22 protein-coding genes are annotated in these 19,953 nt (G+C 60.8%); 11 read left to right on the top strand and 11 right to left on the bottom strand.

Going from position 1 to position 19,953, the window contains the following annotated elements; genetic code table 11:
- Positions 1-155: 155 nt before the first annotated feature.
- From ACA074_RS27140 to lptM, 6 genes are read right to left on the bottom strand one after another with little or no spacing between them, the layout of a single operon-like run.
- Positions 156-863, bottom strand: a complete 708-nt coding sequence (locus tag ACA074_RS27140) for an HAD family hydrolase (protein WP_497678103.1) — start codon at positions 861-863, stop codon at positions 156-158.
- Complete coding sequence (gene xerC, locus ACA074_RS27135) at positions 860-1,759, bottom strand: tyrosine recombinase XerC (protein WP_497678102.1); 900 nt, start codon at positions 1,757-1,759, stop codon at positions 860-862. The genes ACA074_RS27140 and xerC overlap by 4 nt, the downstream gene beginning before the upstream one ends.
- 2 nt (positions 1,760-1,761) lie before the next feature.
- Positions 1,762-2,487 (bottom strand): DUF484 family protein, encoded by a 726-nt coding sequence (locus ACA074_RS27130; RefSeq protein ID WP_305440452.1) that lies wholly within the window; start codon positions 2,485-2,487, stop codon positions 1,762-1,764.
- A gap of 13 nt (positions 2,488-2,500) precedes the next feature.
- The gene (gene dapF / locus ACA074_RS27125) at positions 2,501-3,331 is read right to left on the bottom strand and encodes a diaminopimelate epimerase (protein ID WP_497678101.1); all 831 of its coding nucleotides are present in this window, start codon (positions 3,329-3,331) and stop codon (positions 2,501-2,503) included.
- 3 nt (positions 3,332-3,334) lie between these two features.
- Positions 3,335-4,582 carry a diaminopimelate decarboxylase gene (gene lysA, locus ACA074_RS27120; protein ID WP_187678253.1) on the bottom strand — a complete coding sequence of 416 codons (1,248 nt, stop codon included), beginning with the start codon at positions 4,580-4,582 and terminating at the stop codon, positions 3,335-3,337.
- A 9-nt stretch (positions 4,583-4,591) separates the two neighbouring features.
- Positions 4,592-4,765, bottom strand: a complete 174-nt coding sequence (gene lptM / locus ACA074_RS27115) for an LPS translocon maturation chaperone LptM (RefSeq protein ID WP_042561715.1) — start codon at positions 4,763-4,765, stop codon at positions 4,592-4,594.
- Between the two features lie 319 nt (positions 4,766-5,084).
- Between lptM and cyaY the strand changes: the two genes are divergently transcribed.
- From cyaY to rnk, 3 genes are all read left to right on the top strand, one after another.
- Complete coding sequence (gene cyaY, locus ACA074_RS27110; protein ID WP_187678252.1) at positions 5,085-5,417, top strand: iron donor protein CyaY; 333 nt, start codon at positions 5,085-5,087, stop codon at positions 5,415-5,417.
- Positions 5,418-5,421: 4 nt separating this feature from the next.
- Positions 5,422-5,643, top strand: coding sequence for a DUF1289 domain-containing protein (locus ACA074_RS27105; RefSeq protein ID WP_497615590.1), 222 nt, complete (start codon positions 5,422-5,424; stop codon positions 5,641-5,643).
- 128 nt (positions 5,644-5,771) lie between these two features.
- Positions 5,772-6,182 carry a nucleoside diphosphate kinase regulator gene (rnk, locus tag ACA074_RS27100; protein WP_187678250.1) on the top strand — a complete coding sequence of 137 codons (411 nt, stop codon included), beginning with the start codon at positions 5,772-5,774 and terminating at the stop codon, positions 6,180-6,182.
- 7 nt (positions 6,183-6,189) lie between these two features.
- Here the strand turns inward: rnk and ACA074_RS27095 are convergent, their stop codons facing one another.
- The 3 genes from ACA074_RS27095 to ACA074_RS27085 form a co-directional block, all read right to left on the bottom strand.
- Positions 6,190-9,033 (bottom strand): class I adenylate cyclase, encoded by a 2,844-nt coding sequence (locus ACA074_RS27095; RefSeq protein ID WP_497678100.1) that lies wholly within the window; start codon positions 9,031-9,033, stop codon positions 6,190-6,192.
- A 194-nt stretch (positions 9,034-9,227) separates the two neighbouring features.
- On the bottom strand, positions 9,228-9,473 hold the full coding sequence (locus ACA074_RS27090; RefSeq protein WP_401264557.1) for a TIGR02647 family protein: 246 nt from the start codon (positions 9,471-9,473) through the stop codon (positions 9,228-9,230).
- A gap of 192 nt (positions 9,474-9,665) precedes the next feature.
- On the bottom strand, positions 9,666-9,956 hold the full coding sequence (locus ACA074_RS27085; protein WP_489880577.1) for a hypothetical protein: 291 nt from the start codon (positions 9,954-9,956) through the stop codon (positions 9,666-9,668).
- Positions 9,957-10,079: 123 nt separating this feature from the next.
- Here ACA074_RS27085 and ACA074_RS27080 point away from each other — a divergent pair, with 123 nt between their 5' ends.
- The gene (locus ACA074_RS27080; protein ID WP_401264553.1) at positions 10,080-10,739 is read left to right on the top strand and encodes a glutathione S-transferase family protein; all 660 of its coding nucleotides are present in this window, start codon (positions 10,080-10,082) and stop codon (positions 10,737-10,739) included.
- A gap of 118 nt (positions 10,740-10,857) precedes the next feature.
- Here ACA074_RS27080 and argH read toward each other — a convergent pair whose 3' ends face one another.
- The gene (argH, locus tag ACA074_RS27075; protein WP_497678099.1) at positions 10,858-12,252 is read right to left on the bottom strand and encodes an argininosuccinate lyase; all 1,395 of its coding nucleotides are present in this window, start codon (positions 12,250-12,252) and stop codon (positions 10,858-10,860) included.
- 470 nt (positions 12,253-12,722) lie between these two features.
- Between argH and ACA074_RS27070 the strand changes: the two genes are divergently transcribed.
- The 7 genes from ACA074_RS27070 to rsd all read left to right on the top strand — a co-directional run bounded on the left by ACA074_RS27070 (position 12,723) and on the right by rsd (position 19,116).
- Positions 12,723-13,469 (top strand): LytR/AlgR family response regulator transcription factor, encoded by a 747-nt coding sequence (locus ACA074_RS27070; RefSeq protein WP_187678245.1) that lies wholly within the window; start codon positions 12,723-12,725, stop codon positions 13,467-13,469.
- 136 nt (positions 13,470-13,605) lie between these two features.
- Complete coding sequence (gene hemC / locus ACA074_RS27065; RefSeq protein WP_497678098.1) at positions 13,606-14,547, top strand: hydroxymethylbilane synthase; 942 nt, start codon at positions 13,606-13,608, stop codon at positions 14,545-14,547.
- Positions 14,544-15,311: a uroporphyrinogen-III synthase gene (locus ACA074_RS27060; RefSeq protein WP_497678097.1), complete on the top strand. Its 768-nt coding sequence runs from the start codon at positions 14,544-14,546 to the stop codon at positions 15,309-15,311. Before hemC ends, ACA074_RS27060 begins: the two co-directional genes overlap by 4 nt.
- 16 nt (positions 15,312-15,327) lie before the next feature.
- The gene (locus ACA074_RS27055; protein ID WP_497615586.1) at positions 15,328-16,470 is read left to right on the top strand and encodes a uroporphyrinogen-III C-methyltransferase; all 1,143 of its coding nucleotides are present in this window, start codon (positions 15,328-15,330) and stop codon (positions 16,468-16,470) included.
- The gene (locus ACA074_RS27050; RefSeq protein ID WP_497678096.1) at positions 16,467-17,705 is read left to right on the top strand and encodes a heme biosynthesis protein HemY; all 1,239 of its coding nucleotides are present in this window, start codon (positions 16,467-16,469) and stop codon (positions 17,703-17,705) included. Before ACA074_RS27055 ends, ACA074_RS27050 begins: the two co-directional genes overlap by 4 nt.
- Positions 17,706-17,923: 218 nt before the next feature.
- Positions 17,924-18,475, top strand: a complete 552-nt coding sequence (locus ACA074_RS27045) for a disulfide bond formation protein B (protein WP_187678240.1) — start codon at positions 17,924-17,926, stop codon at positions 18,473-18,475.
- A 182-nt stretch (positions 18,476-18,657) separates the two neighbouring features.
- Positions 18,658-19,116 (top strand): sigma D regulator, encoded by a 459-nt coding sequence (gene rsd / locus ACA074_RS27040; RefSeq protein ID WP_497618318.1) that lies wholly within the window; start codon positions 18,658-18,660, stop codon positions 19,114-19,116.
- A gap of 55 nt (positions 19,117-19,171) precedes the next feature.
- Here rsd and ACA074_RS27035 read toward each other — a convergent pair whose 3' ends face one another.
- Entirely contained in the window at positions 19,172-19,837 is a 666-nt protein-coding gene (locus tag ACA074_RS27035) for an FKBP-type peptidyl-prolyl cis-trans isomerase (protein WP_187678239.1), read from the bottom strand.
- Positions 19,838-19,953 lie beyond the last annotated feature (116 nt).

Here is a 19,953-nt window from a genome sequence, read left to right as displayed (position 1 = left end):
GGCCCCTGTGGCGAGGGGATTTATCCCCGATGGGCTGCGCAGCGGCCCCAAAACGCAGAATACAGCGTTGCCCTGACACGCCGCGCACGCTGATTTCACGACTGCTTTGCAGCCGATCGGGGATAAATCCCCTCGCCACAAAAAGCGGTTTGGTGTCAGACGGAGGCGGCATTCCAACGCGCCAGCACCGCTGGCAAATCGGTCAGGCTGCGGATCTCGGCATCCGGCTGACGCTCGGCTTCCCAGACCTTGCCCGCCGGGTTGAACCACACCGCGCGCAACCCTGCCTGTTGCGCCCCGGCAATGTCATCTCCCGGATGATCACCGATATGCACCGCGGTTTCGGCCGTGGCGCCACCGCGCTGCAACGCCTCGTGAAACAGTCGCGCATCCGGTTTGGCGATGCCGATGTCTTCCGCGCACAGGGCAAACTTGAAGTAATCCGCCAGCCCCAACCGGCGCACATCGGCGTTGCCGTTGGTGACCACGCCGAGGGCGTAATGGTTGGCGAGAATCTCCAGCACCGGCTCGACTTCGGGGAACACTTCGATCTGATGCCGCGCATGCAGGAACACTTCAAAGCCCTTGTCTGCCAGCTCCGACGCCTCGCCATGGCCGTAGCCAGACTCTTCCAGCGCATGGAACAGCACCCGCCGACGTAGCGCACTGATGCGATGTTTGAGTCCCGGCTCGTTGGCCAGCACTCGCTCGCGGATCGACCACAAATGCTCCACCGGCACAGCGCCCAGATTCGGCGCATGTTCGCTCAGCCATTCACGCAAAATCGCTTCGGCGCTGACGATCACCGGGGCGGTGTCCCACAGGGTGTCGTCGAGGTCGAAGGTGATCAACTGGATGCTCATGAATCGTCGCCTTTCATGCGTTTGGCCCGTGGGTGGGCGCTGTCGTAGACCGCCGCCAGATGCTGGAAGTCCAGGTGGGTGTAGATCTGCGTGGTCTTGATGTCCGAGTGCCCGAGCAGTTCCTGCACCGCGCGCAGATCTTGCGAGGACTCCAGCAAGTGACTGGCGAAGGAGTGCCGCAGCATATGCGGGTGCAGGTTCTGCCCCAGTTCACGCTCGCCGGCCAGTTTGACCCGCACCTGAATCGCCCGTGGCCCGAGGCGCCGACCTTGCTGGCTGACGAAAACGGCGTCGTCCGCCGGATTGGTCATGGCGCGCAACGGCAGCCACTGTTCAAGGGCTTCGCGGGCCTTTCTGCCGACCGGCAGCAGACGGGTCTTGCTGCCCTTGCCGAGCACTTGAACCATGCCGTCGGCCAGATCGAGCTGATCGAGATTGAGCCCGGTCAGCTCCGACAGACGCAGGCCGGAGGAGTAGAACAATTCCAGAATCGCCTGATCACGCCGCGCGAGAAAATCGTCCTCGACCGGGCCTTCAAGCAATTGCAGCGCGCGGTCGGTGTCGAGGGTTTTCGGCAGGCGGCGTTCGCCTTTCGGCGGTGCCAGTCCGGTAGCCGGATCGTGGTCGCACAGACCTTCGCGATTGAGATAGTGATAGAGCCCGCGCACTGCCGAGAGCAATCGGGCGAGGCTGCGTGAGGATTGGCCTTGCGCATGCAGGCGAGCGATCAGGCTGCGCAGGCGCTGGATGTCCAGCGCGGCCCAACTGCTGATGTTCTGTTTGACGCACCAGCCGAGGACTTTATCGAGGTCGCGGCGGTAGGCCGACAGCGTGTGCGGCGACACCTGCCGCTCACTGCGCAAGTGTTCGCAGTAAGCGTCCAGTTGTCGTTCCATGTTCAGCGTACCGAGCGCAGGGAGCTGTTGACCCGTGGTAGCACGCGGCCCATGACTTCGGCGATGTAGCTGAGGAACAGCGTACCGACCGAACTCTTGTAGTGCTGCGGGTCACGGCTGGCGATGGCCAGAATCCCGTGGATGCCTTGGTGGCTGACAGCGACCACGGCGGTGGAACCGATCTGCTTGCGTTGTTCTTCGCCGAACAGAAAGTCCAGCTCATGCTCGCGCAGGGTGCCGCTGACGCTTTTGCCTTCGGTGAGCAGGCCGCCGATAGCGACCTGTGCATCGGCGTGGCTGACCCAACGGCCAACGGGTGCCGGGTTGTCGCCCAGCAGGATCAGGCTGACAAAAGGCACCTGAAAGTCCTGGCGCAGGCTGTCTTCGACACTGATGACCACGTCTTCCAGGCTGGAGGCGTCCATCAGGGCGAGGATCAGGCGACGGGTCTTGTCGAACAGACGGTCGTTGTCGCGCGCCACGTCCATCAGTTGCGAGAGGCGATGACGCATCTCGATGTTGCGCTCGCGCAGAATGGTCATCTGGCGCTCGACCAGCGATACGGTGTCGCCGCGCTGGTGAGGAATGCGCATGGCCGGCAGCAGTTCTTCGTGCTCGACGAAGAAATCCGGATGAGCCTCCAGGTACGCGGCAACCGCTGCCGCCTCCAGGCTCTCGGACGCTGATTCGTCGGACTGTCGGGCGGGTACCTGGGGCTTATCGGTCATGGTTTCTGCTCACTCAAAGACGCACTTGTCCTTCGTATACACGCACTGCCGGGCCGGTCATCAACACCGGTTGGCCAGGGCCTGCCCATTCAATGGACAGACGCCCGCCGGGCAGGTCGATCAACAGCGGCGAATCCATCCACCCCTGACTGATGGCCGCAACAGCCGCAGCGCAAGCGCCGGTGCCACAGGCCTGGGTTTCCCCGGCGCCGCGTTCCCAGACGCGCAGTTGCGCGCGGTTGCGGTCGATAACCTGGAGGAAACCGACATTGACCCGCGCCGGGAAGCGCGGATGGTGTTCGATTTTCGGCCCCAGTTCATGCACCGGCGCGCTGTTGATGTCCTGCACGCGCAGCACGGCGTGTGGGTTGCCCATCGACACGGCGGCCAGTTCGACCGTGGTGCCGTCGACTTCCAGTTGATAGCTTGCGGCCTGCGCCGGTGCTTCGAACGGAATGTCCGCCGGCACCAGGCACGGGGCGCCCATGTTCACGCCGATCTGGCCGTCGTTACGCACGTCCAGTTCGATGATGCCGCCCTTGGTCTCGACGCGGATCTGCCGTTTGGCGGTCAGTCGCTTGTCGAGCACGAAGCGGGCGAAGCAGCGCGCACCATTGCCGCACTGCTCCACTTCGGAGCCGTCGGAATTGAAGATCCGATAACGGAAATCCACGTCCGGATTGCTCGGCGCTTCGACGATCAGCAATTGGTCGAAACCTATGCCGGTGTGCCGGTCGCCCCATTGTTTGGCGTGCTTGGGCTGAATATGCGCGTGCTGGCTGACCAGGTCGAGAACCATGAAGTCGTTGCCCAGGCCGTGCATTTTGGTAAAACGCAGCAGCATGGGTTACTCCGGCAGCAGGCTTTCGCCGGCAAACAGCTCAGCCACGGTTTCGCGGCGACGCACTTCAAAGACCTTGTCACCGTCCACCAGCACCTCGGCGGCACGGCCGCGGGTGTTGTAGTTGGAGCTCATCACAAAACCGTAGGCACCGGCCGAATGCACCGCCAGCAAGTCACCTTCCTCCAGCGCAAGCTCACGGTCCTTGGCGAGGAAATCACCGGTTTCGCAGATCGGGCCGACGATGTCGTATTTACGCGCAGCAGTGTCACGGGGTTTCACCGCAGTGACGTCCATCCACGCCTGATACAGCGCCGGGCGGATCAGGTCGTTCATCGCCGCGTCAACGATGGCGAAGTCTTTGTGTTCGGTGTGCTTGAGGTACTCGACTTGCGTCAGCAGCACGCCGGCATTGGCGACGATGAAACGGCCCGGCTCGAACACCAGTGCCAGATCACGACCGTCCAGACGCTCGCGCACGGCTTTGATGTAGTCACCGGCCAATGGCGGCTCTTCATCGCGATAACGCACACCCAAACCACCACCGAGATCGATGTGGCGCAGGTGAATGCCGCAATCGCCGAGGCGATCGACCAGATCCAGCAGACGGTCGAGGGCGTCGATGAACGGCGGCAATGTAGTCAACTGCGAACCGATGTGGCAGTCGACACCAATCACTTCCAGGTTCGGCAGATGCGCGGCGCGCACGTACACGTCTTCGGCGTCGGCGATGGCGATGCCGAACTTGTTCTCTTTGAGACCGGTGGAAATGTACGGGTGGGTGCCGGCATCGACATCCGGGTTGACGCGCAGCGAGACCGGCGCGCGAACGCCCAGCTCGGCGGCCACCACTTGCAGGCGTTCCAGCTCGTCGGTGGACTCGACGTTGAAGCAGTGCACACCGACTTCCAGGGCGCGACGCATGTCGTCACGGGTCTTGCCGACCCCGGAGAATACGATCTTGTCGGCGCTGCCGCCAGCGGCCAGGACGCGTTCCAGCTCGCCCCGGGAGACGATGTCGAAACCGGCGCCGAGACGGGCCAGGACATTCAGCACGCCAAGGTTGGAGTTGGCTTTGACCGCAAAGCAAACCAGATGCGGCATGCCGGCCAGCGCATCGGCGAAGGCCAGGTACTGGGCTTCGATGTGCGCGCGCGAGTAAACATAGGTGGGAGTGCCGAAGCGGTCGGCGATGGCGGACAGCGCCACACCTTCCGCGAACAGCTCCCCGCCACGGTAGTTAAAAGCGTCCATGGCGATCCCTTAGTAAACGTCGTGCTTGTGTGCTTTGGAAGCAGGCTGCTTTTGCGAAGACTGGGCTTGCTCGGCCGGGTCCTGATCGTCATCGGGCAGGTACAGCGGGCCTTTTTGACCGCAGGCCGAGACAAGGCAGGCAACCGCGACGAGCGCAGCAAGGGAAGAGATCAGGCGCTTCATGGCGAAATCCTTGAAAATGCGTTAATTGCGCCGGAGTATACCGGCCACCCGGCAGCTTGCCTATGCGACGGGGTTCCCGTCCGGCGGGGCTCCTGAGAAGTGCATCATTATTCCCCGTGGGAGCGAGCCTGCTCGCGAAGGGGCCGGCAAGTTCAACAGGCTCGCTGCCTGACACACCGCTTTCGCGAGCAGGCTCGCTCCCACAGGGGCGTTGTTGGAAGGGCCAACAGGTACTTGGTCGTTATCCTTTGCAATCGGCAAGCAGCGTCCGTATCTTTCGGCGCTTGAGCCTGAGCAGACATTTTTTGAGGTTGCCACAATGAGTTTGACCGAAGCCCGTTTTCACGATCTGGTCGATGCCACCCAGCAAACGCTGGAAGACATCTTTGACGAAAGCGATCTGGATATCGATCTGGAGAGCTCGGCCGGTGTCCTGACGGTCAAGTTCGAGAACGGCTCGCAGCTGATCTTCAGCCGTCAGGAGCCGCTGCGCCAGCTCTGGCTGGCGGCCGTGTCAGGTGGTTTCCACTTCGACTACGACGAAGAAAGCGAACGCTGGATGTGCGACAAGAGCGAAGAGCAACTGGGCGAGATGCTTGAGCGTATCGTCAAGCAACAGGCCGGCGCCGAATTCGACTTCGAAGGTCTGTGATTCTGTGACTGACACCGCTCCCGTTCGTCCGCCCAAGCCGCTTTACAGCAACATCAGCCCGGCGGTGCCTTCGCCGTGCAGCGGTGTGTGCCGGCTGGATGAACACAAGGTCTGCCTCGGCTGTTTCCGGCATGTCGAAGACATTCGCGAGTGGCGCTCGGCGGATGATGAGCGCCGGCGGGTGATCGTCACCCAGGCACAGCAACGCCGCACCACCGGGGCGTGACTTGTATATTTTTTGAGCTGTGATAGTGTCCAAACACGCCTCAACCCATCGAGGCCTGGTGAAAACCCCGTCTTTTTTGGCGGGGTTTTGCTTTTTTAGTGTGCAGAAGAAAGGAGTCTGCCCGGATCATGACCGCACCTTCCATCACCCTTACCCGTCTGGACGTGCAACGTCTGGAGCGCCTGATCGACAGCCTGGATGACTCGCTGCCGGGCGTGATTGCGTTGCAAACCGAACTGGACCGCGCCGATACCCTGGTCAGCCACGATGAAGTGCCCGCCGATGTCGTGACGATGAATTCCCGTGTTCACTGCCGCGAAGAAGGCAGCGGCAAGGACTATCACCTGACGCTGGTCTATCCCAAGGATGCCAACGCCGATGAGGGCAAAATCTCGATTCTGGCACCGGTCGGCAGCGCCCTGCTGGGCCTGAAAGTCGGTCAACACATCGACTGGCCCGCACCGGGCGGCAAGACCCTGAAATTGACCTTGCTCGAAGTCGAATCGCAGCCGGCCAACGGTGGCGCGTTTCCGGAATAACCCCGCCTCATGCCTGTTCGAGTGCCTCGTTCAGGGCGCGCTCCAGGTCCGCCTTGTAGCGCAGATACAGATTGCTTGAACTCTGACCATCACCGAGCAGGCCCGAGAGGTCCAGGTCGGTGATGTAGCAGCGATAGCGTTCGGTCTCGCGGCGCTGCTCGACGATCTCCCGGGCGACCACGCTAAACAGTTGGTCGCCATGTTCCAGCTCGCTGAATTCCCGTTGATTGCAATACAAGGTGACCTGCACTTCCCCCGGTGCGGCTTTGCCGACAATCGCCTGCACGTCGTAGAACGGCTTGTTGACCGGTGTCTGCGGCGCTGGCCGTGCTTCGACCCGTCGCGCCCGTCCCGGGCCTGAAGGCAATAACTGGTAATACAACGTTTCGAGGCGGGCCGAGGGGGCGGCGTCCATCGGCAGTGAAGCTTCGCGCCGATACTGGATCGACTGCAGGAAACGCTGCAGCGGCACCAGCAGGCTTTGTTCGTCGTGATACGGCAAATGCTGTTGCCACAAAACGTTGAACTCATCCAGCACATACAACTCGGCTTGCTGCTCGGTAATCCGGTAGAACACCTGAATGGATTCCGGCTGGCCCATCGGCAGGATCAACGCGAGGTCGTGATCTTCCAGCGCCATCGGATCCAGATGCAGCGGGCTGTAGCGCGCCTGTTCTTCACCGAGGTAATCGAGCAGTGCCGGCAATGTCGCGAGGGCGACGTGGTTGACCTGGCCTGGCACCAATTCCAGCACGTGATAGTGCTGCTGCACCTGAATCAGGTAACGATGGTTCAATTCGCTGAGCAACAGGTTTTGCGCGGTATCGACGATTTCTTCCACGCGGCGGGCGATGAATTGCGCACGGTTGTGGCAGAAGCAGCGCACCTTCAACGACGGCTGTAACGGCCCGCGCGGCAAGTTGTTGAGGTAATCGCGCAGGCAATCGAGCAGGGCGTGGGGGCCGTCGAAACGGTTGACCAGCACTTCATTCCAGCTGTTGAGCGTGACCTGGTCCAGCGTCAGCACGAGGTTTTCGCGCACCCCGGCGTAACTCAGTGAATCGGTGCGCTCGGTGGTCATCAGAATGTTCAGGTCGCGGTGATGCTTGAGCGGATCAACCCCGACGTTGACCAGAATCAGCACCTCGCTTGGCACCGCGGCGCGCAGCAAAGGTTCTTCGGCAACGGTGGGCAAGGGCAGGGCAATGCTTTGTTGCAGGCTGCCGAGCAGGTTGAACAGTTCGAACTCGCTCAGGTCGCTGTTGCCGGGGTGCAGGGCCAGCCGGGTACTGCTGTCGATCACGCCGTTGCGGTGACACCATGTCAGCAGTTCGAGCAATTCGCGGCTGCGCTTGATCGGCGCGAAATGTTCCCACTCCAGCGCCGTGAGGCTGCCGTTGTACAGGCCCCACTGGGTTTGCCCCGGCTCCTTCTTGTTGCGCGATTGCACCAGGGTCAGGGTGTCTTCGGCCAGATCCGGAGCGATGCCTGGGTTGATGAACTCGACCTTGTCAGCCTTGCGCTCGAACGCTGCATACAGCCTGCGACCGAGGACGTTGAGGTCACGTTTGTTGATCAGGCTGACGGTCTGTTCGGTGCGGGCGAACTGGGTCAGGAAGCGGTAGCTGTAATTGAGTTCGTTGACCAGCGCGCGGCGCTCGGCGCTGACCTGCCGGACTTTCCACTGGCTGCGGCTGTCGAGCAGCGCCAGTTGTCGTTGATCCCAATGCCACTCATTGGCCAGGCGCTCCAGCAGCGAACGCTGCCAGCCTTGGCTGCGACTGCTGCCGGTGAGCTTGCGGTTGACCTTCAGATACAGCGCGCGGCGCACCAGTTCCAGTCGCTCCGGCTCGTTGCGCGCAGTGAGGTATTCCTCGATGCGCCGATACACGACCATGTACGGGTCAAGTTCATCCAGATCGAGCTGGTTGGCGAACACCGCTTGCTTGTAGCGCAGGCTCAGGCACTGCACTTTCGGGTGCTCGCTGGCGTAGACCTCGGTCAGCAGCAGTTTGAGCACCGACTTGTAGGGCGACTCGATGCCCTTGAACAACTGCCACAAGCCGGCGCCGATGAACTCACCCGGCGGAATCGTCGCCAGATGCCCGAGGTCGAGGGTTTCGTCGGCGCGGATGAAACGCTTGGACAGCAGCGTGTGGGTGTACAGGTCGTAGGCGCTTTCTTCGTAAACCGGCACCAGCCACCAGATTGGTGTGCGCCCGGCCAGCCAGATCGCAGTGCGGTAGAACTCGTCCAGCAGCAGATAGTGCTGGGTGGTGCCGCAGTTTTCCGAACTGAGTTGACTGTCGCGTTCACCTTTGACGAAGCGCACCGGATCAATCAGAAAGAAGTGCGCCTCGGCACCCTGGCTCGCCGCCCAGGTTTCGAGCAACTGGCATTTCTTGCGCAGTTCCGCGAGTTCGCTTTCGCTCAGGTCCGGCGCGTGGCAAACCCACACGTCCATATCGCTTTGATCTGCCTGGGCCAGCGTGCCGAGGCTGCCCATCAGGAACAGTCCGTGAATCGGTCGCGGCGGGTTGCTGCCGTGGCGCGGCTTGTAGGAGAACGAGCGGGTCAGGCGTTGGGCTTCGGCAAGGGTATTGGCATCCGGCTCATAATTCGACAGGCCGGCGGGCGTACTGCCCGAAACATAACCCGGCAGCAGCGGATGGTTGACGTGGAAGAACAGCGGCAGCAGCGTCAGTACGCCTTGCTGACGAGTCGACAAGCCTTCCAGCGCGCGGCCAAGACGAACTTCATTGAGTTTGAGAAAACGTGCGCGTAGCTGGCTGAGAACCTTGCGGTCGATTCCCTCGTCCAGATCGGGGCGGATTTCGTGGGTGCGCGTCATGTCAGCTCAAACCGGCTCGCAGGCTCGGACGAAGAGGGTCTCGGAATGGGGGGCAGTTTAGCCTTTGCGCAGCGGGAGTTTTAAGCTGAATTTGTTTTTTGACGTCAGATTTCTATCGCGAGGCGATAGTCGACGTCCGGACGGGCCCGCGGAAATCCCGTGACTGGGGTTCCCGTGGGCGAAGTCAGGAAGGATCAGGCTGTTTCTGGCTCTCTCAGGATCGTCAGCACGGTTTGCACATTTTGCGCAGCATCGCGACCCAGGCTGGTCAGATATCCACCATCGGGCTGATCGGTCAGTTCTTTAGCATAGAGGCGTTGGGCAGCAGCGATGTGCTTCGGGGCAGCGGTCTGATGAATTTTCAAACCTTCCTGGGAACTGTCCAGGGGAAAGAGTGCAAGGACTTCCAGTTCGGCAACCAACTCAGGGGTAAGCGACATAAGGACTCCAGACTTTCTAGGAATTGGAACGCAGCGCCCCTAAGGTGAACCTGCCGGCGCGGACTGTCCAGTGTGCGCGTCAGGGTTTTCGTCTGGGGGCGGTTTCCAGTGTAGTCAGGGTCTGGGAGAAGGCTGGATGGATGGGTGACAAATTGTGTGGGAGCAAACCTGCTCCCACAGGTAGCGGCCCGGTTACGGCTTTTCCGGTGGCAACTCAGGCAATGCGCGCAGCGCCGCTTCATACCATTCGGTGTTGAACGGACGGTCTTCATCGAGCATCGCGTCAATCTCGTACGCCAGCACATGGGCCATCAGGTTGAGGATTTCTTCGCGCTCGACGCCCACCAAAGTGAGTTTGTTAAGCGTGGCTTTGGCCGCTGGCGGGTTGTCGCTTTCGATCTGGTTCTCGATGGCTTCGATCAACGTAGCCTCGGCGAACTCTTCTTCGTCAATGTCGTTGTCGATGTCTGTCGGCTCGCTCATGGCAGGCTCCTCAAGGAAAGGCGCCAGTTTACCCGCATTCAGCGGCGTGATGCTGCTGGCGGGATTCGCCTCGGCGATCTATAAACAGACACCGCCCACCCCGCACGGCCCGGAGGCTATGTGATGCTCAAGCTCTACGGATTCTCAGTCAGCAATTACTACAACATGGTCAAACTGGCGCTGCTGGAAAAAGGCCTGCCGTTCGAAGAAGTCACGTTCTATCCGGGGCAGACCCCGGATTCACTGGCGATCAGTCCGCGCGGCAAAGTGCCGGTGCTGGGCGTTGACGCCGGTTACATCAATGAAACCGCGATCATTCTCGAATACCTCGAACAGACCCAGAAAGGCACGCCGCTGCTGCCGAGCGACCCGTTCGAGCGTGCGCAGGTGTTGGCAATTGCCAAGGAAATCGAGCTGTACATCGAACTGCCGGGCCGCGCCTGTTACGGCGAAGCGTTTTTCGGCATGACTTTGCCGGACGCGATCAAGGAAAAGACCAAGTCAGAGTTGCTGCTGGGTTTTGCTTCGCTGGGCCGCCACGGCAAATTCGCCCCGTATGTGGCAGGCGACAGTCTGAGCATTGCCGATTTGTACTTCCTGTACAGCGTGCCGTTGGCGTGCGCGGTGGGGCAGAAGTTGTTCGGGATTGATTTGCTGGCGGAGATGCCGAAGGCCAAGGCGCTGCTGGAGCGACTTGAGCAGAATCCGCATGTGCAGAGTATTGCGGCGGACAAGGAGGCTGCGATGCCGGCGTTTTTGGCGATGATCGCGGCGAAGAAGTAGATTTTTAGCGTTCTGAAGTCAGTCATCGCGGGCAAGCCCGCTCCCACAGGGTTTTGCGTTGAAACACAATTGTGTGCTCGACGCAGAACTTGTGGGAGTGGGCTTGCCCGCGATGCTTTTAGCGGCTGGCGATCAGGGCCTGGCCGCGCACAACCGCAGCCTTGACCTGCGCCGGCGCAGTCCCGCCGATATGGTCACGGGCATTCACCGAGCCTTCGAGGGTCAGCACGGCAAACACATCCTGCTCGATCTGGTCGCTGAACTGACGCAGTTCTTCCAGGCTCATTTCTGCCAGATCCTTGCCAGTGTCGACGCCGTACTTCACCGCGTGACCAACGATTTCGTGGCAATCACGGAACGGCAGGCCACGGCGCACCAGGTAGTCAGCCAGGTCGGTCGCGGTGGAGAAGCCACGCAGCGCCGCTTCACGCATGATCGCGTGTTTCGGTTTGATCGCCGGGATCATGTCGGCAAAGGCACGCAGCGAATCGCGCAGCGTGTCGGCGGCATCGAATAGCGGCTCTTTGTCTTCCTGGTTGTCCTTGTTATAGGCCAGCGGTTGGCCTTTCATCAGGGTCAACAGGCCCATCAGGGCGCCGAACACACGGCCGGTCTTGCCGCGTACCAGCTCAGGAACGTCGGGGTTTTTCTTTTGCGGCATGATCGAGCTACCGGTGCAGAAACGGTCCGGCAGATCGATGAACTGGAATTGCGCGCTGGTCCACAGCACCAGTTCTTCGGAGAAGCGCGACAGGTGCATCATCGCGATGCTTGCGGCCGAGCAGAATTCGATGGCGAAGTCGCGATCGGAAACGTTGTCCAGCGAGTTGCCGCCGACGGCATCGAAGCCCAGTAGTTGTGCGGTGTACTCGCGGTCGATCGTGTAGGTGGTGCCCGCCAGCGCAGCACTGCCCAGCGGCATGCGGTTGGTGCGCTTGCGGCAGTCGACCAGACGCTCGTAGTCGCGGCTGAGCATTTCGAACCAGGCCAGCATGTGATGCCCGAAGGTCACTGGCTGAGCAGTTTGCAGGTGAGTGAAGCCCGGCATGATGCTCGCAGCTTCGCGCTCGGCTTGCTCCAGCAGGCCTTTTTGCAGGCGGGTGATTTCGGCCAGGATCAGGTCGATTTCGTCACGCAGCCACAGGCGGATATCGGTGGCAACCTGATCGTTGCGGCTGCGGCCGGTGTGCAGTTTTTTGCCGGTGACGCCAATGCGGTCGGTCAGGCGCGCTTCGATGTTCATGTGCACGTCTTCGAGGTCGATGCGCCAGTCGAACTGGCCGGCCTCGATTTCGCCCTGAATGGTCTTCAGGCCCTCGATGATGCTGTCGCGCTCGGCATCGGTCAGCACGCCGACCTTGGCCAGCATGGTGGCGTGGGCGATCGAGCCCATGATGTCGTGGCGATACAGGCGCTGGTCGAAAGTGACGGAGGCGGTGAAGCGGGCGACGAAGGCGTCGACGGGTTCACTGAAGCGGCCGCCCCAGGACTGATTGGTCTTGTCAGTGCTCATGAATTCGCTCGTATCGGCTTGAAGAAAAAAGGCGTGAAACGCTGGCGCGGATAATAACAGGGTTGCCAATCCTGTCGCTGACACCGGTCGATACGTTTTTTTCTCATCGTGTCATCCATAGTCGGCGCGTTCTCCCGGGAATTTGCGCAACGATATTTTTCGATTGAGCAATAACGTTCCGACGAGCGTCTACAGTTGGACATAAGGGTCGGTGCAAGTCAGATCGCGCAAAGGTCTGGCTGCCGACTATAAGAAGAGGGGGTGGGTGGATTGTCCATGGACAAACACCGCGCAAAGCGCAGGAAACAGCGGGCTTCGAGCAGTACGACCCGGACACTGGCAAATATTGCTGGCCGACGTACGGCACTTTTTGGCGCTCGGGCTAGTCTTAGCGTGGATCGCGGTGACGGACGTCACTTCACCTGTCTACGCTATCCTTGTGCGAGACTCACGCAGGAATCCAGCGCAATATGAATGTCCTGATCGTTGATGACGAACCACTGGCTCGCGAGCGCCTCAGCCGAATGGTGAGCGAGCTCGAGGGTTACACAGTCCTGGAGCCCAGCGCCACGAATGGCGAAGAGGCGTTGGTGCTGATCGACAGCCACAAACCGGATATCGTGCTTATCGATATCCGCATGCCGGGCCTGGATGGCCTGCAGGTTGCTGCCCGTCTGTGCGAGCGCGAAACACCACCGGCCGTGGTGTTTTGCACCAGTCCCGATGAATTTGCCGTGGAAGCCCTGCAGGCCAGCGCCGTGGGCTATGTGGTGAAACCCGTGCGAACCGAACACCTGCATGACGCCCTGAAACGGGCTGAGCGTCCCAACCGGACGCAACTCTCGGCCCTGACCCGCCCCGCCGCCGAAAGCGGCAATGGCCCGCGCAGTCACATCAGCGCCCGTACCCGCAAAGGCATTGAACTGATCCCGCTGGATCAGGTGGTCTACTTCATTGCCGACCACAAATACGTGACCTTGCGCCATGAAACCGGCGAAGTGCTGCTGGACGAACCGCTCAAGGCTCTGGAAGACGAATTCGGTGAACGCTTCGTGCGCATCCACCGCAACGCGCTGGTCGCCCGCGACCGCATCGAACGTCTGCAACGCACGCCGCTGGGACATTTCCAGCTGTTCCTCAAAGGCCTCAATGGTGACGCGCTGATTGTCAGCCGTCGGCATGTGGCGGGTGTGCGCAAAATGATGCAGGGCCTTTAACCCGGTCATTCCGGGTTGCTTTCATCTCGTTACCAGGCATTGCAGGCCAGGGAGGCCACGCCGTTTCTGATTCAAGTCAAAGTGGATTTGGCTGAGCTGTTATTATCCGCCGTATCTATTCAGTACGGATTGATCCATGTCCTCTCGCGAAATCCGCATCGCCACCCGTAAAAGTGCGCTGGCCCTCTGGCAGGCCGAATACGTCAAAGCCCGTCTGGAAGCGGCCCATCCGGGTCTGCTGGTGACGCTGGTGCCCATGGTCAGTCGCGGCGACAAGTTGCTCGATTCGCCGCTGTCGAAAATTGGCGGCAAGGGCCTGTTCGTCAAGGAACTGGAAACCGCACTGCTGGAAAACGAAGCCGACATCGCCGTCCACTCGATGAAAGACGTGCCGATGGACTTTCCCGAAGGCCTTGGCCTGTTTTGCATCTGCGAGCGCGAAGATCCGCGTGATGCCTTCGTTTCCAATATCTACCCTAGCCTTGAGGCATTGCCGGCCGGCAGCATCGTCGGCACCTCCAGCCTGCGTCGTCAGGCGCAGTTGCTGACTCGCCGCCCGGATCTGGAAATCCGCTTCCTGCGTGGCAACGTCAACACCCGTCTGGCCAAGCTTGATGCCGGCGAGTACGACGCGATCATCCTCGCCGCAGCCGGTCTGATCCGTCTCGGTTTCGAAGACCGTATCACCTCGGCCATCAGCATCGATGACAGCTTGCCGGCCGGTGGCCAGGGCGCAGTCGGTATCGAATGCCGTAGCGTCGACAGTGAAATCCACGCCTTGCTGGCTCCTCTGCATCATGCGGACACGTCCTCGCGCGTCACTGCTGAACGCGCCCTCAACAAGCATTTGAATGGCGGCTGCCAAGTGCCAATCGCTTGCTACGCCGTACTCGAAGGCGAGCAATTGTGGCTGCGTGGTCTGGTGGGCGAGCCGAGTGGTGGCCGACTGATCAGCGCCGAAGCCCGAGCTCCGCGCGCCGATGCCGAAGCGCTGGGTGTGAAGGTTGCCGAAGATTTGCTCAGCCAGGGCGCTGAAGAAATTCTCAAGGCAGTTTACGGCGAGGCAGGCCACGAGTGACCGGTTGGCGCCTGCTGCTGACGCGCCCTGCGGACGACTGTGCGGCGCTCGCCGAAACGTTGGCCGGGCAGGGGGTTTTCAGCAGTTGCCTGCCGCTTTTGGAAATTGCACCGTTGCCGGTCTCTGACAAAATACGTCAGGCGATTACACGGCTGCCCGTTTGCAGCGCCGTGATCGTGGTGAGCAAACCGGCGGCACGCATTGCGGTGGATCTGCTCAAGGCTCATGGCTTGCAGTCACTGGCGAACCCTTGGTTCAGCGTCGGTGCAGCGACGGCGCAGATTCTCAAGGATCATGGTCTCGACGTGAGCTTCCCGGTCGAGGGTGATGACAGCGAGGCGTTGCTGCAGTTGTCGCGTCTGCGTGAGTCGGTGGCCCGGCCCGGTGCGCAAGTGTTGATCCTGCGCGGGGAGGGCGGTCGCGAGCTGCTCGCCGAGCGCCTGCGTGAGCTTGGTGCTAGTGTCGAGTATCTGGAATTGTATCGACGCGACCTGCCAGCTTATGCGCCGCAAACATTGCCGCGGCGGATCGAAGCGGAACGCTTGAACGGGCTGGTGGTCAGCAGTGGACAGGGTTTCGAGCACCTGCGTCAGATGGCCGGCGATGCCTGGCCTGTGATTGCGCAGTTGCCGTTGTTTGTACCAAGCCCGAGGGTCGCCGAGCAGGCACGTGCCGCCGGGGCCCAAACAGTTGTGGATTGCCGCGGCGCGAGTGCCGCGGCTTTGCTGACGGCGTTACGGGAGCAACCCGTGCCCGTTTTCTAATGCAAAGGATGGATACGTGAGCGAAACAGCCTTGCCTAAAGATGACGTCCAACCTGTGATTGATGCTCAGGTTGAAACTCCACCGCCGGCCAAAGAGCCGCGCCGAGGCAATGGACTGGCCATTGTCGCCCTGTTGCTCGGCGCTGCCGGCGTGGCGATCGGTGGCTGGGGTGTCTGGCAGGTGCGTCACCTGCAAACCAACACTCAACAACAGTCCGGCCAGGTCCAGGCGTTGAACGATCAGGCGCAGAGCCTGAAGCTCAACGAACAGCGCCTGACCGAGCGCCTCGCGCAGTTGCCGGGGGCCGACGAGCTCGCCGATCGCCAGCGTCTGGTGACGCAGCTTCAGGGCGATCAGCAGCGCCTCAATCAACGTCTGGAAACCGTCCTCGGCGCCAGCCGCAAGGACTGGCGACTGGCTGAGGCCGAACATCTGCTGCGTTTGGCCAGCCTGCGCCTTTCGGCCTTGCAGGACATCAGCAGCGCCCAGGCCCTGGTGCAAGGCGCTGACGAAATTCTTCGCGAACAGAACGACCCCGGCTCCTTCGCTGCACGTGAACAAGTGGCGAAAACCCTGGTCGCGCTGCGCAGCACCGCACAGCCGGATCGCACCGGGTTGTTCCTGCGCCTGGGCGCCTTGCGTGATCAGGTTATTGACCTCACCGAACTGGCGCCGGAATACAAGGATCGCGGCGAGTCGCTGCTCGGCCTGACTGCCGATGGTGACGGCGCCAGTCGCTGGGCGCAGTGGTGGGATCAGGTCTCGCGTTACATTCGTATCGATTTCAACGCGGACAAGAATGTGAAGCCGCTGTTGGCCGGACAGAGTCTGAGCCAAGTGCGTCTGGCCTTGAGTCTGGCGCTGGAGCAGGCGCAGTGGGCGGCCCTCAATGGCCAGGCGGCGGTGTACACCCAGGCAATGGCCGAGGCGCGCGACGTCCTGAAAGGCAATTTCAATCCGGACAATCCGCAAAGCAAAGTGATGCTGGAACAAGTCGGCGAGCTGAGCAAGGAACCGGTCACCGTCAACACTCCGGATTTGACCGGCACGTTGAGTGCGGTTCAGGCCTATCTGGAGCGGCGTAACGTCAATGCCGAAGAGTCGGTGAAACCTTTCGCCAAACCTGCAGCCAACACCGCGCAGGAGGCCACGCCATGAAACGCCTCTATGTGATCGTGTTTCTGGTGATCGCCGCGACGGCGGCATTGGGGCTGGCGATTGCCGAGCATTCCGGTTACGTGCTGGTTGCTTACAAGTCCTTCCGTTACGAGTCGAGCCTGTGGGCGACTCTGGCGCTGATCGCGGTGCTGTGGCTGCTGATCTGGGGCATCAAGGCTTTGGTCGAGCTGGTCATGGCCTCCAGCGGCGTGGTCAATCCATGGTCGCGGCGCAACCGCAGCCGCCGGGTGCAGGTGGCCATCGAGCATGGTCAGTTGGACTTGGCTGAAGGTCGTTGGGCCAGCGCCCAGCGTCACCTATATCGAGCCGCTGAGGCCGAACGCCAACCGCTGCTGTATTACCTCGGCGCTGCCCGCGCGGCGAACGAGCAAGGCAATTACGAGGAATCCGATCATCTGCTCGAGCGGGCGCTGGAGCGTCAGCCGCAGGCAGAGCTGGCGATTGCCTTGAGCCACGCACAATTGCAGACCGATCGTGGCGACACCGACGGTGCGCTAGTGACTTTGCAGGCGATGCACGAGCGTCATCCACATAATGTGCAGACGCTGCGCCAGTTGCAGCGTCTGTATCAGCAGCGCGGCGAATGGTCTGCGGTGATTCGTTTGTTGCCCGAACTGCGCAAGGACAAAGTCCTGCCAGCTGCCGAACTGGCTGAGCTTGAGCGTCGTGCCTGGGGTGAAAACCTTTCACTGGCTGCACAGCGCGAAGAGGACGGCACAGTCGGCTTGCAGTCGCTCAACCGGGCATGGCAACAGCTCACCTCGGCGCAACGTCAGGAGCCGCCGCTGGTGTTGGCCTATGCCGAGCAACTGCGCCAGCTGGGTGCTCAGGTCGAGGCGGAAGAAGTGCTGCGTACCGCTCTCAAACGCAAGTACGACAGCCATCTGGCGCGTCTTTATGGTTTGGTGCGCGGCATTGATCCGGCACGCCAGCTGCAAATCGCCGAAGGCTGGCTCAAGGATCATCCGCACGATCCGAGCCTGCTCCTGACGTTGGGGCGTCTGTGTCTGCAAGCCAGCCTGTGGGGCAAGGCGCGGGACTACCTTGAAAACAGCCTGCGCGTGCAGCGCAATCCGGAAGCTTGTGCGGAACTGGCGCGCTTGCTCGCACAGTTGGGCGATACCGAGCGCAGCAATCAGTTGTTTCAGGAAGGTCTGGGTCTGCTCGATGAGCGCCTTTTGGCCGCGCCGCTGCCGGTTCCGGCTCACGTTTGAAGTCGCGAGGGAGGTTGCTCCCTCGCTCACTTTTGGTGACCCTAAATTCAACTTCAGTGAGTGCCAAGGGCAAAGTCCTACAGCGGACTACACCAATTCCTCTCGAGCCTGTCGGGTTTTCCCTACACCTCTGGTGAACTGTCGGCAGGGTGTCGCCTTGAAAGGCTGACACGCTTTCCTCTACCGTAACCGCCTGTCTCTACTGTTACGGAAAAGCCATGTCGTTGGCCTGCTCACGCTCCTTGTTCTTCATGGCTTTCACTGCGGGAGCCTTTGCTCTGGGAGCTTCCTATTATCTTGAATACGTGGTCGGCCTTACGCCGTGCAGTCTCTGCCTGGTGCAGCGGCTGTTCCTGACGTTGCTGTCGGCATTCTGCGGTCTGGCGGCGATCCACGGACCCAAACGTGTCGGCCTTTCGCTTTACTGGCTGCTTGCGCTGCTGACGAGCCTCGGCGGCACCACGGCGGCCTGGCGGCAGGTGCTGATACAAAGCGATCCGGTGCTGCAACTGTTGAATTGCTCACCGGCGCCCGAGACGCTGTTCAGCGGCTTTCCGTGGCTCTGCGCGCTGCAAAGGATGTCTAACGGTGGCGCAGACTGCGCGGAAATTTCCTGGACGCTGTTCGATCTGAGTGTCCCGGAGTGGAGTCTGTTGTTCTTTGTCGCGGTGTCGATTCTTGCCATTTATCAATTGTTGCGCCTGGGCTGGGGCGCTCTGCAGCGACCGCTCAGCGGCGAAGCGTCGCACTCAGCGCTGGTCCGGGATTAAACACTTGTATGAACTTTATCTCCTGCGTACCTTGAAGCCATAGGCGTGCGGGCATAATCTGGCCCGCACGTGTCATTGGATTTATGTTGCTCGATGACGCTCTGCCCGACCGTCCCCCAAGCCAAACCAGAAGCGGGACGCGGGTGTAGAGCAGCATGACCCACAAGGGAAGAGAGATCGCCATGCTCGAAAGTTGTCAGAATGCTCAGGAACGTTGGGGTGGAGTTCATCTGCTGATCGACCGCTGGTTGCAAGAGCGGCATGAACTGGTTCGGGCCTATGATGCTCTTGGTGCGAAACCTGAGAAGTTGAGCGAGGACCGCAAGCCCTTGCAGGAATTCTGCGGTGTGCTGGTCGACTACGTATCAGCCGGGCACTTCGAAATCTACGAACAACTGACCGGTGAAGCCAAGGCGTTCAACGACAAGCGCGGCCTTGAATTGGCCGAGACAATTTATCCGCGCATCGATGTCATCACCGAAAAACTCCTCGCGTTCAACGACCTTTGCGACGAAGGCAAATGCGTTGCGGAGAAATTCAAGGAACTCGGTGGCCTGCTTCACGAACGTTTTGAACTGGAAGACTGCTTGATTGAAGTGCTGCATACGGCACACAAGGAAGAAGATTCGGTTCAGGCCTGACTGACGCTTTCAACAAAAAACGGTGCGCTCAGGCGCACCGTTTTTTTATGCCTGATCAACTCGTCGCGCCACGTAATTCGACTTCAAAAACCAGCGGTGTAAACGGTGCGATCAGGTCGCCGGCACCGTCGGCGCCATAAGCCTGATCCGATGGAATCACCAGTCGCCATTTCGCACCCACCGGCATGTTTTGCAACGCGGTGCGCCAACCGGCGATCACGCTGTCGAGGTTGAACCATTGCGGCTGAGTGTTCTGATCGAACACGGTGCCGTCCGGCAAGCGACCGATGTACAACACCTGGACTTTTCCATCAGGGCCTGCCTTGGCGCCGGTGCCTGGCGTCAGCTCGGTGAGCAGGATGCCGTCGGCCAGTTGCTTCACTCCCGGTTTGGCTTTTTCAGCCGTCAGGAAACGCTGCTCGTTTTCCATTGCGGCGTCGCTCGAAGGCATCGCGGCGTGTTCGGCATTTTGCGATTCATGGTCGGCCAGAATCTGTTCGATGCGCGCTTCACTCAGCGCCAGCGGCTTGCCTTGATAGGCCTGCTGCAAGCCTTCTACCAGTGCCTGGATTTGCAACTGCGGGACTTCCTGACGCAAGCGTTCGCCCAGGCTGGCACCGAGACTATAGGCCAGATCATGAGCGTCGTTCGCCGTGGTTTTTTCGTCGGCGTGGGCCGCTGAAAAAATCACGCAGAGGGATAAAAAAAGGTAGCGCGACATGAGCTCTCTCCGTCCTGAATTGCGGTGGATTATGCCAGCGCGAACGTCTGTAACGGTGAACTGCTTTTGACTTGTTGAAGAACATTTTCACTTCGTTGCAACGCAACGGTTTCGAT

It is taken from the genome of Pseudomonas sp. LBUM1655 (assembly GCF_059716085.1).
Note: the sequence above shows the minus strand (reverse complement) of the source record. Positions and strands in the feature narration are given on the sequence as shown.

Excerpts from the sequence above, each read along its gene's own strand:
- ACA074_RS27140 (WP_497678103.1), bottom strand. The coding sequence starts at position 863 with ATGAGCATCCAGTTGATCACCTTCGACCTCGACGACACCCTGTGGGAC.
- xerC (WP_497678102.1), bottom strand. The coding sequence starts at position 1,759 with ATGGAACGACAACTGGACGCTTACTGCGAACACTTGCGCAGTGAGCGG.
- ACA074_RS27130 (WP_305440452.1), bottom strand. The coding sequence starts at position 2,487 with ATGACCGATAAGCCCCAGGTACCCGCCCGACAGTCCGACGAATCAGCG.
- dapF (WP_497678101.1), bottom strand. The coding sequence starts at position 3,331 with ATGCTGCTGCGTTTTACCAAAATGCACGGCCTGGGCAACGACTTCATG.
- lysA (WP_187678253.1), bottom strand. The coding sequence starts at position 4,582 with ATGGACGCTTTTAACTACCGTGGCGGGGAGCTGTTCGCGGAAGGTGTG.
- lptM (WP_042561715.1), bottom strand. The coding sequence starts at position 4,765 with ATGAAGCGCCTGATCTCTTCCCTTGCTGCGCTCGTCGCGGTTGCCTGC.
- cyaY (WP_187678252.1), top strand. The coding sequence starts at position 5,085 with ATGAGTTTGACCGAAGCCCGTTTTCACGATCTGGTCGATGCCACCCAG.
- rnk (WP_187678250.1), top strand. The coding sequence starts at position 5,772 with ATGACCGCACCTTCCATCACCCTTACCCGTCTGGACGTGCAACGTCTG.
- ACA074_RS27095 (WP_497678100.1), bottom strand. The coding sequence starts at position 9,033 with ATGACGCGCACCCACGAAATCCGCCCCGATCTGGACGAGGGAATCGAC.
- ACA074_RS27090 (WP_401264557.1), bottom strand. The coding sequence starts at position 9,473 with ATGTCGCTTACCCCTGAGTTGGTTGCCGAACTGGAAGTCCTTGCACTC.
- ACA074_RS27085 (WP_489880577.1), bottom strand. The coding sequence starts at position 9,956 with ATGAGCGAGCCGACAGACATCGACAACGACATTGACGAAGAAGAGTTC.
- ACA074_RS27080 (WP_401264553.1), top strand. The coding sequence starts at position 10,080 with ATGCTCAAGCTCTACGGATTCTCAGTCAGCAATTACTACAACATGGTC.
- argH (WP_497678099.1), bottom strand. The coding sequence starts at position 12,252 with ATGAGCACTGACAAGACCAATCAGTCCTGGGGCGGCCGCTTCAGTGAA.
- ACA074_RS27070 (WP_187678245.1), top strand. The coding sequence starts at position 12,723 with ATGAATGTCCTGATCGTTGATGACGAACCACTGGCTCGCGAGCGCCTC.
- hemC (WP_497678098.1), top strand. The coding sequence starts at position 13,606 with ATGTCCTCTCGCGAAATCCGCATCGCCACCCGTAAAAGTGCGCTGGCC.
- ACA074_RS27050 (WP_497678096.1), top strand. The coding sequence starts at position 16,467 with ATGAAACGCCTCTATGTGATCGTGTTTCTGGTGATCGCCGCGACGGCG.
- ACA074_RS27045 (WP_187678240.1), top strand. The coding sequence starts at position 17,924 with ATGTCGTTGGCCTGCTCACGCTCCTTGTTCTTCATGGCTTTCACTGCG.
- rsd (WP_497618318.1), top strand. The coding sequence starts at position 18,658 with ATGCTCGAAAGTTGTCAGAATGCTCAGGAACGTTGGGGTGGAGTTCAT.
- ACA074_RS27035 (WP_187678239.1), bottom strand. The coding sequence starts at position 19,837 with ATGTCGCGCTACCTTTTTTTATCCCTCTGCGTGATTTTTTCAGCGGCC.